The sequence below is a fragment of the Marinobacter sp. DS40M6 genome, assembly GCF_028581595.1.
GTDB classification, from domain to species: domain Bacteria; phylum Pseudomonadota; class Gammaproteobacteria; order Pseudomonadales; family Oleiphilaceae; genus Marinobacter; species Marinobacter salarius.
The window spans coordinates 394,078-407,552 of the sequence record NZ_JAFCAE010000003.1; the positions used below are offsets into that span (position 1 = coordinate 394,078).

Here is a 13,475-nt window from a genome sequence, read left to right on the forward strand (position 1 = left end):
GTGAGAGACTAAGAACGAAAAACAGTCATGCCAAACAGGTTAGTACATCGGCCCGGCCGGGATACAGCCATCCAGATCTTAAGCGTTGACTTTTTATACACTTTTCAATGCCTCACCGGTGACCAGAGTATTCAGAAAATGGCAACCGGCTGTTTTAACCGAAAAATATCCAAGCTGGCTTTTTTCTTGCTGAGAACGCAGTCCGGAGACCACTCTGCAGGAAACGCGGGGTGAATATGGATATCTGTAAAAACGCAAGGAGAATGAAGTATGAAAGGATTTGACCACAAAATAGTGATTGGCCTGGGATTGGCCGCTGCAATGGCTGGGAACGCTTACGCAGCCCCCATCGTAAACGTCGTCAACTCTGACGGCGACCTCTACAACACCGAAATGCTGACCGGGTATTCAACCGACGGCTCGCTGATGGACGGCATGGAAGTCACTACTTGCTTTGCCAGCGCAGCCTGTGAAACCGTGGCATTTGACGGTACAGTCGGCAGCTCTTCCTATGGCGAAGCCATCGGTAGTGGCTGGAGCTTGTCTATCAATGGAGACACCTACAGCTCCCCGTTTACCTTCAATTCCGTTCAAGACGTCACCAGCATCGTATTGAACGGGCGTCCGGGAAACACGATCTTTGACATTGTTGGTAGCGACTCCCGCTCACCAGATTCAGCCCTGGGCAAGCCTTTTCGACTGTCCAATTCCGGCGATCTGACGGATAGCACAACCGTGAACGTTGAATACTCCGACAAGCTTTCCCTCGATGGTGTATTTTACGACGACCTGTTTACAACCATGGCTATCGATTTCGATGGCAGCCTGTTCTCAGGCATGTTCAGCTTCCTGAGCGATACTGACAACAACGATTTCGACGCCGGTAGCCCGATTACTCCGACCAACCCGGTTCCGGAACCCAGCACCCTGGCCCTGCTGGGGCTTGGCGCCCTGGGTTTTGGACTGCGTCGCCGTAGTCGCAAGGCATAAGTAGAGCGCTTCGGCTCCGCAAGCTCGACAGGTGTTTTGCGGAGCCGGAACGTGGGCCTCCAGGCTCAAGCTGGTGAGGCTTTTAGCTTTCCAATCATTACCCTTCAGTTTATTGCCCGCAGATCCGAGGTGACGAAACTCAATGTCCCTCTCTCTAGCTCCAGCTCTTCTATTGCGAACCCATCCTCACAGAAAGACACGACACTGAGGTGACTGTTAATCGCATAAAGAGAGTCCATAGAGTAACAATTGTAAGGCAGCGTCATTACCTTGCTTGTTATGTTCCCGGTGGTTTCATTGACGGCCCATATGTCGGGGTTGAGCAATCCCGCAGGGCTGAGCACATCCCTCTCGATGGAAGAGCTCATCGCCAGCACTTTTGCTCGGTCTCCGCCACGAGTCAGATTCATCGACGTTGCATAGTAGGTTTCCGCGTTAGGCACAACCGGGCCACCGGGCCGGCCTACAATCAGGGTTCTGTTACGACCTGAGAAATCCAGGAAATTGACGAAAAGCAGTGATTCCGTTCGAGAAGCAACAAACGTAGATTCCACCGCAAGAAGCAAATCGACCTCACCCGAACTCAGATCGACGGTATAGACTTCACCGAGAGGGTCTGAGCGATCAGCACCCTGAAAAGTCGTCCATAAAGCGATGGCTTTGTCGCCCATAACGACAACATCGTCGAGCGCCCAACCATCCGCAAACTTATCTGAGAAATCAGCAAACAAAGAGGCAGATCGATTGATTTCATCGACCTTGTGCAACACGCCACGGTCCGCGATGATTGTGTATTTGTCGTCCTCGATCAAAGAGAGTGACGCCAACCTGGCAGACTCAGAAAGTCCCGACAGCACAGGTTGTGCGCCTGCAAGACCGGAGTCCAACAGCATTGCAACTGATGTAATCAAAAACTCGCCGTCACTGAGCACACCCACAAACGTCTCATCCCGTGTGGGGCCGGGTTCTGCCATGGGGTAGACTCTCGGCACCCAAGTGCTTCCCGCCACCCGCTTCAGCTCAGCGCCTGACTCTCCATACAGGATGATCGTCCTTTCGGCATAGTTATTGGCGACCACAAAATCGATATCGCCGTCGCCGTTGAAGAATACATCCGTGTAGGATGACACCCCATCCGCTTCCCAGACCTCGAACGTATTGGCTCCCAATGTCCACCAGTAATGCGTGTCGTCGGAATCAACCGAGAGGTCGCATGTCAGATTACCGCCGGACATCGCCAGATTGACAAGTCCTGTCGACAGGTCACTGTTCACGAAACCCTTAACGGAACAAGGTTCCTGCCCGCCACCAATATTCGACAGTTTGACACTTGTTCCATCAACGCGGCTGTGAATCGACACGCTGGTTGAGCTTGCGGTTACGGCGGCTGGAGCGAACAGATTGTCGGTAAAGACACCCCCGGCAAATACCTGCCCACCCACCTTATCCCCTGCCTGCACATAAGCCAGCGAGTGAGATTCAAGATTACGACGATAAACCCGTGGGTTCTCGTTCGTGCCTCGTAAGGAATAGTCGTGCTCAATATAGCCATCCAGTTCAGGCAGGGATTTCGCCGTCACTCCGGGGCCAGCGTTGTCTTGCCCAGCTTGCGAAGAATTCGATGATGAGGAGGATCCACCGTCACCACATCCAACCAATGCCAAGGCGATTGAACAAACAATAAGAGGAAGGCCAGACGGACCGAATGGTTGCGACATTTTTCACATTCCGTTGAAATTTAAGCGTTTATCTCTTTTATTCAAAGAGCTTACAAGCGCTGAATTCTGGAATCGTGAAACCTGTCGCAACCAGCGTCACAATTAGATCAAGGGCACCCTAACCCAACCTTCCATAAGCACTCGCGCGCTGCGGCTCATGATGGCTTTGGTGGCTGTCCACTGGCCGTTGACCAGACTGGCTTCCGCACCAACCTGCAAGGTGCCTGATGGGTGGCCGAAGGTCACGGAGGTTCTGTCACCGCCGCCGGCGGCCAGGTTAACCAGAGTTCCCGGTACGGCAGCTGCAGTAGCAATAGCAACGGCGGCTGTTCCCATCATCGCGTGGTGGAGCTTACCCATGGAAAGGGCCCGCACCAGCACGTCCACATCCCCTGCCCCAATGGCTTTGCCACTGGAAGACAAATAGGCAGAAGGCTTTGCCACAAACGCCACCTTGGGCGTGTGCTGGCGGCTGGCGGCCTCTTCTACGGACTGAATCAGTCCCATTTTGACAGCACCGTGGGCGCGGATGGTTTCAAACATCGCCAGGGCCTCGGGATTGCTGTTGATATCGTCCTGCAGTTCCGTGCCCTTGTAGCCAATGTCTTCTGCATTCAGGAAGATGGTGGGAATGCCGGCATTGATAATGGTGGCCTTGAGGGTGCCAACACCGGGTACGTCCAGGTCGTCCACCAGGTTGCCGGTGGGGAACATGGCGCCTTCGCCATCGGCGGGGTCCATGAATTCCACCTGGACTTCGGCAGCCGGGAAGGTCACGCCGTCCAGTTCGAAATCACCGGTTTCCTGCACTTCACCATTGGTGATGGGAATGCGGGCAACGATGGTTTTCCGGATGTTGGCCTGCCAGATGCGAACCGTGGCAATACCGTTTTCCGGAATGCGCTCTTGAGCGACGAAACCACCATTGATGGCAAATGCGCCGACGGCGGCGGTCAGGTTGCCGCAGTTCCCGCTCCAGTCGACGAACGGCTTGTCGATGGACACCTGACCGAAGAGGTAGTCCACGTCGTGGTCCGGTTGCGTCGGCTCGGCCAGGATCACGGTTTTGCTGGTGCTGGAGGTGGCTCCGCCCATGCCGTCGATCTGCTTCTGGTAAGGGTCCGGGCTGCCAATCACACGCAGCAGAAGGTTATCCCGGGCTTTGCCCGGGACTTGTGCCGCTTCCGGCAGATCCTTCAGCCGAAAGAACACGCCCTTGCTGGTGCCGCCACGCATGTAGGTGGCGGGAACTTTTATCTGGGGCGCGTGGGTCATGCGGCGCCCTCCGATTGCAGGAAGTCCTCGGCAAAGCGCTGAAGCACGCCACCAGCACTATAGATAGACACTTCTTCCGCTGTATCCAGACGACAGATCACGGGCACACGCTCGGTGCTGCCATTGTTGCGATGGATAACCAGAGTGAGTTGCGCACGCGGTGCAGCAGTGCCCTCTACATCATAGGTTTCAGTACCATCAATACCCAGGGTTTGCCGCGTGGTGCCTTCCTCGAACTGCAGGGGCATAACGCCCATGCCGACGAGATTGGTACGGTGAATGCGCTCAAAGCCTTCGGCAACGATGGCTTCCACACCCGCCAGGGCCACGCCCTTGGCCGCCCAGTCGCGGGAGGAACCCTGACCATAGTCGGCGCCAGCGATGATGATCAGTGGCTGCTTCCGCTCCATGTAGGTTTCGATGGCTTCCCACATGCGGGTGACCTTGCCTTCCGGCTCAACCCTCGCCAGGGAGCCCTGCTTCACCTTGCCATTCTCGTCCCGGACCATTTCATTGAACAGTTTCGGGTTGGCAAACGTGGCGCGCTGAGCCGTCAGGTGATCGCCCCGATGGGTGGCGTAGGAGTTGAAGTCTTCCTCCGGCACGCCCATTTTATGCAGGTATTCACCGGCTGCGCTGTCCATCAGGATGGCATTGGACGGCGACAGGTGGTCGGTGGTGATGTTGTCCGGCAACACCGCCAGCGGGCGCATACCCTTGAGGGTTTTCTCGCCTACCATGCCACCTTCCCAGTACGGCGGGCGACGAATGTAGGTGCTCTGGGGGCGCCAGTCGTAGTTCGGGTTGGTGTTGGCGTGCGCATCCCGGGTGATGTCGAACATCGGAATATAAGTGCTGCGGAACTGCTCCGGCTTCACACTGGACTTCACGATGGCATCAATTTCCGCATCATCCGGCCAGATGTCCTTCAAGGTAATGGGGTTGCCATCCTTGTCGTGCCCCAGGGCGTCTTTTTCGATGTCGAAGCGGATGGTGCCCGCAATCGCATAGGCCACCACAAGCGGCGGCGATGCCAGGAACGCCTGTTTAGCGTAGGGGTGAATGCGGCCGTCAAAGTTCCGGTTGCCCGAAAGCACGGCGGTGGAATACAGGTCCCGATCAACAATTTCCTTTTGGATCTTCGGGTCCAGTGCGCCACTCATGCCATTACAGGTGGTGCAGGCGAAAGCCACTACGCCGAAGCCGAGTTCTTCCAGCTCGGACATCAGGCTGGCTTCTTCCAGATACATTTTTACCGTCTTGGAGCCCGGCGCCAGGGAAGTCTTTACCCAGGGCTTGCGAGTCAGGCCCAGTTTGTTGGCATTACGGGCGATCAGGCCTGCGGCCACCATATTGCGGGGGTTACTGGTATTCGTGCAACTGGTAATCGCGGCGATGATGCACGCGCCGTCCGGCATCTTGCCCTCTTCTTTTTCCCATTTGCCGGCAACACCGCGCTCGGCCAGTTCGGAGGTGGGAAGATGCGCGTGGGGGTTAGACGGGCCCGCCAGCGTACGATGTACCTTGGACAGGTCAAATGTCAGCACTCGCTCGTATTCGGCGTTTTTCATGCTGTCGGCCCACAGGCCTGTCTCTTTGGCGTATCTCTCAACCAGGGCGACCTGTTCGTCTTCACGACCGGTCAGCTTGAGGTAATCGATGGTCTGGCCGTCGATATAGAACATCGCCGCCGTGGCACCGTATTCCGGAGTCATGTTGGAGATGGTGGCCCGGTCACCTACGGTCAGGCTGTCGGCGCCTTCGCCGTAGAATTCCAGGTAGGCACCTACCACCCTTTCCTTACGCAGGAATTCAGTGATAGCCAGCACCATGTCGGTACCGGTGATTCCTGGTTGCAGCTTGCCCTTGAGCTCCACACCCACGATGTCTGGCAGGCGCATCATGGAGGCGCGGCCCAGCATCACGCTTTCGGCTTCAAGGCCGCCCACGCCCACGGAGATAACACCAAGGGCGTCTACCATTGGCGTGTGGCTGTCGGTTCCCACGCAGGTATCCGGATACGCAATACCGTCACGGTTCTGAACCACCGGCGACATCTTCTCCAGGTTGATCTGGTGCATGATGCCGTTGCCCGGAGGAATCACATCTACGTTCTTGAACGCCGTCTTGGTCCAGTTGATGAAGTGGAAACGGTCGTCGTTGCGGCGGTCTTCCACGGCACGGTTTTTCTCGAACGCGTCTTTCTCGAAACCAGCATGCTCAACGGCCAGCGAGTGATCCACGATCAACTGGGTGGGCACCACCGGATTGACTTTCGCCGGATCACCACCCTTTTCCTTGATGGCATCGCGCAGGCCAGCCAGATCTACCAGGGCCGTCTGGCCAAGGATGTCATGGCAGACCACGCGGGCCGGGTACCAGGGAAAATCCAGGTCCCGTTTGCGTTCGATCAGCTGCTTGAGGGAATCCGTCAGTGCCGATGGATCACAACGACGAACTAACTGCTCCGCCAGGATCTTGGAGGTGTACGGCAGTTTGTCGTAGGCGCCAGGCTGGATGTCTTCCACAGCCTGACGGGTGTCAAAATACTCCAGGTCGGTGCCCGGGAGAGGTTTGCGGTAATCAATGTTCATGGGCGGTACTCAAATTCTGGTTTATCGGATTACGGCCGCTCGTCGATCGGCACCCACTTCGAATCCGCCGGGCCATCGTAATCGGCACTTGGGCGGATGATGCGGTTGTTCTCACGCTGCTCTTTCACGTGGGCGGTCCAACCAGACACCCGTGACATCACGAAGATGGGGGTAAACAATTCGGTCGGGATACCCATGAAGTGATAGGCGGAGGCATGGAAGAAGTCGGCGTTGCAGAACAGCTTCTTCTCGCGCCACATGACTTCCTCACAACGAACCGATACCGGGTACAGAACGGTATCACCCACTTCCTTGGCGAGCTCCTCGGACCATTTCTTGATGATGGCGTTGCGGGGATCAGACTCCCGATAGATCGCATGGCCGAAGCCCATAATCTTCTCTTTGCGCTCCAGCATGCCCAGCAGGCCTTTCTCGGCTTCGTCCGGGGTCTGGAATTTCTGGATCAGCGCCATGGCCGCCTCATTGGCGCCACCGTGAAGCGGGCCGCGCAGCGTACCAATCGCACCGGTCACGCAGCTGTGGATATCCGACAGGGTGGAAGCGCACACTCGAGCCGTGAAGGTAGAGGCGTTGAACTCATGCTCTGCATAAAGAATCAGCGACACGTTCATAACTCGCTCATGCAGTTCGCTGGGTTTCTTGCCGTGGAGCAGTTCCAGGAAATGGCCGCCAATGGAATCCACGTCGCTGGCGGTATCGATGCGCACGCCTTCATGGGCGAAGCGGTACCAGTAGGTGATGATGGCCGGGAACAGTGCCAGCATGCGATCGATTTTGTCGTCCTGCTGGCTGAAGTCGGTCTCCGTTTCCAGGTTACCCAGCATGGAGCAGCCGGTGCGCATGACGTCCATGGGGTGGGCGTCTTTGGGAATATGCTCCAGTACGGATTTCACGGCGTATGGCAGTTCACGCATACTCACAAGCTTTTTCTTGTAGTCCTCAAGCTCCTGCCGGTTAGGCAGCTTGCCGCGCAACAACAGGTAAGCCACTTCTTCAAACTGGGCGTGGTCCGCCAGATCGCTGATGTCATAGCCACGATAGGTCAGGCCGGCACCGGACTGGCCAACAGTACACAGCGACGTTACGCCAGCCACCTGGCCGCGAAGACCTGCGCCTCCGAGTTTTTTTGCTTCAGCCATGGTTTTCCCCCTCATCAATGTTTGGATTTTGATTAACCCTTTTTCTGCTGGAACAGCTCGTCCAGCTTCTGTTCGAAATCGTGGTAGTTCAGGAAATCGTACAACTCCATCCGCGTTTGCATAAGATCAACCACGTCTTTCTGGTCACCTTTCTCGAGGATGTTTTCGTAAACCGTCAGTGCAGCCTTGTTCATGGCGCGAAAGGCACTCAATGGATACAGCACCATACCGGCGCCGGCTTCTGCAAGCTCCTTGCGATTGTACAACGGCGTGGCACCGAACTCGGTAATATTGGCCAGCACCGGCACGTCCAGGGCTTCAGAGAAGGCCTTGTAGTGCTCCAACTCGGTCACCGCTTCGGCGAAAATGCCGTCGGCGCCCGCCTCTATGCAGGCCTTCGCACGCTCAATCGCGGCGTCCAGGCCTTCCTTCTGGAACGCGTCGGTACGAGCCATGATGAAGAAGTCATCGTCCTGACGGGCATCCACGGCGGCCGTGATGCGATCCACCATTTCTTCCTGGGAGACGATTTCCTTGTTCGGTCGGTGACCACAGCGTTTCTGGGCCACCTGATCTTCGATATGGACTGCCGCTGCGCCAGCGCGTTCCATTTCGCGAATTGTGCGAGCAATGTTGAAGGCGCCGCCCCACCCGGTATCGATGTCTACCAGCAGCGGGACGTCGGTGGCCGCAGTGATACGGCGGACATCCTCGACCACATCGTTCAGCGTGGTCATGCCCAGATCTGGCAAACCATAGGACGCATTGGCAACACCGCCGCCGGACAGGTAGATGGCCTGATGACCGACCTTTTCCGCCATCATGGCAGTATAGGCGTTGATGGTGCCGACGATCTGTAGGGGGTGGTTTTCTTTCAGGGCTTTGCGGAAGCGTGCGCCTGGGGATAGTGTTTTGGACATGAGTAACCTCGTTATTTGGGGTGACGGTTCTAGATCGTTAAATCGCCTTGCTGAATCTTTTTCTCGATGTTTTTGCGGGCCGCATGGATGTGTCGTTTCATCAGGAATTCCGCCAGCTCGCCGTCACGCTGGGCGATGGCTTCAACAATCCTGCGATGCTCCCCCAGCGCCATGTGAGGGCGCCCGGATGAGGTGCTCAAACGGTAACGATACATCCGGACCATATAGTAAAGATCACCCAGCAGCATTTGCGCGAGTTTGGTGTTGCGACTGCCTGTGGCAATTCGGTGATGGAAGTCGTAGTCGCCTTCCGCCTGATAGTAGGCCTGGCCCTGGGCCTGTTCGATCATTCGCTCATGGCTATCGAGGGTGGCGGACAGGTCAGCGATTTCCTGATCGGTCATCCGCTCGGCGGCCTGACGGGCGGCGAGCCCCTCCATGGTTTCGCGAATGCGGTAGAGCTCCATGAGTTCATCAGCGCTGACTGAGACCACCTTTACCCCGGCGTGGGGCCGGCGCACCAGCAACCCTCGGGATTCAAGGCGGCCAAGCGCCTCGCGAAGCGGGCCACGGGTAAGATTGAAACGGGAGCAAAGTTCGACTTCGCCGATCTTTTCGCCAGGGGCAAGGTCGCCCTTAACGATGGCCGTTTGCAGACAATCGAAGGCTTCATCGGCACGGGTATAGGTTTGGGCGATAGCTTCCGGCATATTTTGTCAACAATAGTGACTGGAATTACCGGAAATCTACGCCCTAACTCGATTATTGTCAACAATCCCGGATTACCTGGCAGCGTAATTGTTGACAGAGCGGCAGCCTTCACCGCCCAGAAGCAAGGCTAATAGAGCGTGCGCTCGTCCTTCGGAGGCGGCGTGTACTGGTACAACCAGGTTTCGGTAAGCACCTGGTTACCGAGTTTGAGCTGAAGACGCAGGTCAATCGGTTCCAGGGAGTCGTCGGGCACAAGGTCAAACATCGCCCGATAACCACCAATGGAGTCCAATGGCCGCGCAGAGGTGATTTCCACCTCCCCGCGGCTGGCCGTTATCACAGGCTCTACCTCTGCATCGTCCCCCACCAGCGGCAGCGCGCCGCCGGCAAAGTCCACGGCAAACCGCCAGGAGAAATATTTTCGCTCCTGCCCGACAACGCCCCCCAATCCCGTACGTGTTGCCTGGACCGTGGCCAGCTCCTCTGGCTCCATCGGCGGCTCGCCCCCCCATGACAACGTGTAGGAATAAAGATACTCCTGCCCCGGCTCCATGGGCTTCTCGGGGTGCCAGAAGGCAACGATATTGTCGAACGTCTCGTCCTTGGTGGGAATCTCCACCAGCATCACGCTGCCTTTGCCCCAGTCATCGTGAGGCGTGACCCAGGTGCTCGGACGTTTCTCGTAGAACACGCCGTCGTCCTGGTAGTTGGCAAACCGGCGGTCGCGCTGCAGCAGGCCAAAGCCACGAGGATTATTGTCAACAAACGTATTTACCCGCAGGGAGCGAGGATTGACCAGTGGCCGCCACAGCCATTCGCCCTGCCCGTTCAGGATCGACAGCCCGTCCGAATCGTGAATTTCCGGGCGCCAGTCATAAGCCATACGGCGATCATTCTCACCGGTCTGGTACATACTGGTCAGTGGCGCGACCCCCACCCGCTGAATGGGTTTTCTCGGGTATATCGCCGCATCCACGCTCATCACCATGTTCCGTCCCGGGGTCAACGTAAAGGCATAGGCACCGGTCGTGCTGGGTGAATCCAGAAGTGCATAGACCACCATGTTCTGGCTGCCCGGTTTCGGCTTCTCCAGCCAGAAGGCCGAAAACTGCGGGAACTCTTCCCCGCTTTCCAGTGCGGTGTCGATCGCCAGGCCCCTGGCGGAGAGCCCGTATTGCATCTCTGACCCAACCGCCCGGAAGTAGCTGGCGCCGAGGAAAGCGGCCAGGTCGCGCTCGTAGTCCGTGTGGAAGTGAACACGGAACCCGGCATAGCCAAGATCCTCCGGCAGGGTTCCCAGGGGTTGTTCACCCTCATATCGGAAGTATTCCGGCTTGTACGCAAGCTCCAGGGCCTCGCCATCTTCCACTTCGTGGATGCGCACCGGGGTTTTGAAGTAGAGGCCAAGATGGAAAAGCTGCACCTGGAACGCATTGTCGTCGTTACGCCAAAGCGCTTCTTCGGGGCGAAAGCCGATCGCCTGGTAATCGTCCCAGGACAGATTCTTCAACGAGCCGGGCAACTCCCCTTCATGTGACACCCAGGGTTCACCGGCCAAGGCCCGCGCATGGCCTTTCAGCCACGCGTAACTGAATGGCTTGGGCTCACCAACCTCGCCCGCCACGCTGGAACCACTGTACATCAATGCCGAGAGGGGCAGTGCCTGGGCTCCCGCCAGACTGACGAAGGTTTTGATCAGTGTGCGTCTGTCCATGTCATGCTCCCGTCTAATATTGAAGCCTTTACTCTTCAGGTTTTGTCTTGCCCAGACTGGATATTCGCCGTCCCCAGAAACTGTCCGGCGATGAACGCCAGGCAAGCTGGTGCAGTTCCGCCAGTGCCGTGCGGTCACGGAACACTTGGCTGAGTTCGTTCCGGGACAATGACTCCGGCCCTTTGTCGGCGAGTCGTCGTACCAATGGCGCCAGCAACTCCGCCCTTCTGGGTTGGCGATCGGCGCGCGCCAAAGTGAGATGAAGCTGGTTCAGTCGCGGCCGTATCACGGCGGCCTCCACAGCGGTAATCACCGGAACCTCATCACTCTCGGCCCTTGCGCGTCTGGCGTCGTTCAATACCGCGACTGGTGTAAGTTCTTCCGGTATCACCAGTAATCCTTTTTTTCGGAAGGCCCGCCCCAGCCCTACACGGCTGAGCACCACCGATGTCGGGGCTGCCAACACAAGCGGCACCGCTACGGGCAGGGACCAGAGGAAAAACATGGGGTCCAGGCTCCAGGCGAAGGCGGACCAGCCAGCGCCCACGAGCATGCCGGGAAACTGGGTCAGAAAAGCGTCCCGCCATGTCGTTTCTTCGGTACGGTTCTGCCCTGCCCAGGACAAAGAGACGTTGAGAAGAGCGCCAAGAACATATCGGCTGTGGGCCATCATCCTGACCGGAGCCAGCAGCACGGACACAACGATTTCCAGCATCACACTCAGAAATAGCCGCCAGACACCTCCGAAGCCCCGCACAAGGCCGTGGATTACAGCATCAAAGATGGCAAGAAACTTTGGCAGGAACAGCAGCGATAGAGTGCTCAACGCAAGCCCGATAGCCCATTCCGGCCGCCATTCCGGCCATAGGGGGAATAGCCCCTGGTGCCCTTCTGGGAAGTAATTGATGCTGGCGACGGTCATTTGCACGGCTTCAACGGTCGTCAGAATCAGAAACGCCAACCAGAGCGGCGACGCCAGGTACGCCATGATGCCGTTCAGCAGCGCCATCCGGTGGGCCAGACGCAGCTTCCGACCGAACAGAAGGATCCAGAGATGCTGGAGGTTGCCCCTGGACCAGCGATTATCCCGGGAAAGCTCATCCGAAATGGTGGGCGGTGATTCTTCAAAACTGTTCCCAAGCTCAGGCTCAAGCCACACCTCATAACCAGCGCGCCCCATGTAGGCCGCTTCCACAAAATCGTGACTCATGATGGGCCCGCGAAAAAGCCCGAAGCCCCGTAGTTTGCGAAGACCGCAGTGCGCCATGAATGGCTCGACACGCAGAATGGCGTTGTGGCCCCAGAAAGCAGCGTCTCCCATCTGTATGGCTGCCAGACCGGTGGCAAACAACGACGAGTAAAGGCGATTCGCGAACTGCTGCACTCTGGCAAAGAGAGACTCACCGTTGATAATGGTGGGTGCGGTCTGCAGGATACCCACGTTGGGTTCCCGCTCCATCAGTTGCACCATTTTCACGATGGTTCCCGCGCTCAGCAGGCTGTCGGCATCCAGAACAACCATATAGCGGTAACGACGGCCCCAACGCCGCAAAAAGTCCGCAACGTTGCCGCTTTTGAAATTGAGATTGACGCGCCGTCGACGATAGAATAGCCGCCCCTCGGCCCCCAACTCTTCGCACAACCGATGCCACTCGGCCTGTTCCTGTAGCCAGACGTTCGGGTCCCTGCTGTCGGAGATGATATGAAACTCAAAGCGGTCCAGGTGCCCGGTCCGCTCAATATCCTGATAGACAGCCTTCAACCCACTGAGTGTCCATTGCACCGGCTCATGGTAGATCGGCATAACGATGGCGGTTTTGGCCAACGCCGTGTTTTCCAGTTCCGACTCCGGATGGCGCTTGAGAAGACTGTGGCGATCGCCCCCTACCAGCCTGAGCACAAAGCCAAACACGGCCGTCCAGAACCCCACTGCAATCCACATATAAAGGAGGATGAAAAGCGCAAGCAGGCCGAGCTCCACCCATGTGCCGCCGTGATACGGCAGAATCCAGAGCAGGAAGTAACTGGCAACAACGGTTTGCCCAACCACAAACAGTGTCAGGAAAAAACGACGCACTGTGGCGGTACGTCGCCAGGTTCCCGAACGCTCGATTGGGGCTGCATTAATGACCTCAGTCATGGGGGTAGTACCCCAGGTGGCCGCGCATGAGGGGTGGAATGGGCGCCGGGATGTCCATTCCCGGCAGGTTGAAGTAGTCCGGCACGAGCTCAATACACCGGGCGGGCAAGTCTGGCCCATCACCTTCTGTCATGGCACCGTCAACCAAACGCAACACCTGTCGACAGGTTTCCGCGTCCAGTTCCACGCCATCGTCGCGCAGATAGGTCATGACCCTCTCGATTGCCTGCTGGCATAAGGTTTCCGGCATGAA

General features: G+C 57.3%; 10 protein-coding genes. 1 reads left to right on the forward strand and 9 read right to left on the reverse strand.

All coding sequences use genetic code 11. From position 1 onward, the window contains the following. Positions 1-270 precede the first annotated feature (270 nt). The gene (locus JJO78_RS09420) at positions 271-990 is read left to right on the forward strand and encodes a PEP-CTERM sorting domain-containing protein (protein ID WP_036205406.1); all 720 of its coding nucleotides are present in this window, start codon (positions 271-273) and stop codon (positions 988-990) included. Positions 991-1,094: 104 nt separating this feature from the next. On the opposite strand, the gene JJO78_RS09425 is transcribed toward JJO78_RS09420, so the two are convergent. The 9 genes from JJO78_RS09425 to JJO78_RS09465 form a co-directional block, all read right to left on the reverse strand. Continuing rightward, positions 1,095-2,708, reverse strand: a complete 1,614-nt coding sequence (locus JJO78_RS09425; RefSeq protein WP_143071129.1) for a hypothetical protein — start codon at positions 2,706-2,708, stop codon at positions 1,095-1,097. Positions 2,709-2,810: 102 nt separating this feature from the next. Then, on the reverse strand, positions 2,811-3,983 hold the full coding sequence (gene prpF / locus JJO78_RS09430; protein ID WP_273623494.1) for a 2-methylaconitate cis-trans isomerase PrpF: 1,173 nt from the start codon (positions 3,981-3,983) through the stop codon (positions 2,811-2,813). Further along, positions 3,980-6,577, reverse strand: a complete 2,598-nt coding sequence (gene acnD / locus JJO78_RS09435) for a Fe/S-dependent 2-methylisocitrate dehydratase AcnD (protein ID WP_075196126.1) — start codon at positions 6,575-6,577, stop codon at positions 3,980-3,982. Before acnD ends, prpF begins: the two co-directional genes overlap by 4 nt. Before the next feature lie 29 nt (positions 6,578-6,606). After that, positions 6,607-7,737 carry a bifunctional 2-methylcitrate synthase/citrate synthase gene (prpC, locus tag JJO78_RS09440; RefSeq protein WP_036205399.1) on the reverse strand — a complete coding sequence of 377 codons (1,131 nt, stop codon included), beginning with the start codon at positions 7,735-7,737 and terminating at the stop codon, positions 6,607-6,609. Between the two features lie 32 nt (positions 7,738-7,769). Next, entirely contained in the window at positions 7,770-8,657 is an 888-nt protein-coding gene (prpB, locus tag JJO78_RS09445; RefSeq protein ID WP_036205398.1) for a methylisocitrate lyase, read from the reverse strand. Positions 8,658-8,686: 29 nt separating this feature from the next. Then, positions 8,687-9,367: a GntR family transcriptional regulator gene (locus tag JJO78_RS09450; protein WP_036205397.1), complete on the reverse strand. Its 681-nt coding sequence runs from the start codon at positions 9,365-9,367 to the stop codon at positions 8,687-8,689. 128 nt (positions 9,368-9,495) lie between these two features. After that, complete coding sequence (locus JJO78_RS09455) at positions 9,496-11,082, reverse strand: glucan biosynthesis protein (RefSeq protein ID WP_127401474.1); 1,587 nt, start codon at positions 11,080-11,082, stop codon at positions 9,496-9,498. A gap of 28 nt (positions 11,083-11,110) precedes the next feature. Beyond that, positions 11,111-13,222 (reverse strand): glucans biosynthesis glucosyltransferase MdoH, encoded by a 2,112-nt coding sequence (mdoH, locus tag JJO78_RS09460; protein ID WP_127401476.1) that lies wholly within the window; start codon positions 13,220-13,222, stop codon positions 11,111-11,113. Continuing rightward, positions 13,215-13,472, reverse strand: a complete 258-nt coding sequence (locus JJO78_RS09465; RefSeq protein ID WP_036205395.1) for a hypothetical protein — start codon at positions 13,470-13,472, stop codon at positions 13,215-13,217. The genes mdoH and JJO78_RS09465 overlap by 8 nt, the downstream gene beginning before the upstream one ends. Positions 13,473-13,475: the final 3 nt, after the last annotated feature.